Annotated in this window: 1 protein-coding gene; it reads right to left on the bottom strand. The window is 50.0% G+C overall.

Annotation, left to right across the window (positions count from 1 at the left end; all coding sequences use genetic code 11):
• The coding region (locus tag R8O70_RS26000) for a TRAP transporter fused permease subunit (RefSeq protein ID WP_318184561.1) at positions 1 to 1,099 on the bottom strand (1,099 nt) is incomplete at both ends.

Consider the following 1,099-nt stretch of genomic DNA (forward strand, 5'->3'; position numbering starts at 1 on the left):
CAAAACCCTCTTTGGTTTGCTGTACTAGGTCGCCTTCTTTCGCAAGTAACGCCATCAGAGGGCGTTGTGTTAGCAAAATGAAGACCATAAAGACGGTTGCCCAAAACGCTGATAAGCCAGGTGAGAAGCGCTCTACTGTTAAACACCAAACCAGTACCACGATAGGTAGCAGGTAGTGTAAGCCAGACTTCACTGTAGGACCCGGATCTGGCACTTCAGTCAGCTCCGCATCAATCTCAATTGCGCCATCTTTCATGTGGTTCGCAGAAATTTTTACGAGGCCGACGTAGGCGATGAGTAGCGCGATCGTTACTATCGTAGTCGCTGCGTCGCCAAAGACATCTTTCGTCCAACCTACACCGTAGTACACTAAAGCGCTGATTACACACAGACCTAAAATGGTAGCCGTGAATGAAAGTAGGCTTTGCAGTAACGTTGGATTATGACGACGAGGTAAGCCAGTCATGCCCGCTTTACATGCTTCAAGGTGAACGATGTAAATCAACGCGATGTAGGAAATCAGCGCTGGAAGTAATGCCGCTTTGATAACCTCTACGTAAGAAATCCCAACGTATTCCACCATCAAAAACGCTGCCGCGCCCATGATTGGCGGGGTGAGCTGACCATTGGTTGACGCTGCTACTTCAACGGCACCCGCTTTTGTGCCCGGGAAGCCGACTCGTTTCATCAATGGAATGGTAAAAGTCCCCGTGGTTACGACGTTTGCGATCGATGAGCCTGAAACCAGACCCGATAGACCAGATGCGACAACGGCGGCTTTAGCTGGGCCGCCTTTCATATGACCAAGTAGAGAAAATGCGACTTTAATGAAGTAAGCACCTGCACCCGCACGTTCTAGCATCGCGCCAAACAGTACAAACAAGAATACGAAAGAAGTGGATACACCTAACGCAACACCAAATACCCCCTCGGTGGTTAGCCACAGATGCGACATCGCTTTACCTAAGCTTGCGCCTTTGTGGGCTATGACATCTGGCATGTATGGGCCAGCAAACGTGTAAGTCAGGAACACGGCGGCCACAACCATTAGCGGAGGCCCTAATGCACGACGAGTCGCTTCAAGTAGCAATATCATGCC

The sequence above is a fragment of the Vibrio sp. 779(2023) genome, assembly GCF_033344285.1.
GTDB lineage: Bacteria > Pseudomonadota > Gammaproteobacteria > Enterobacterales > Vibrionaceae > Vibrio > Vibrio alginolyticus.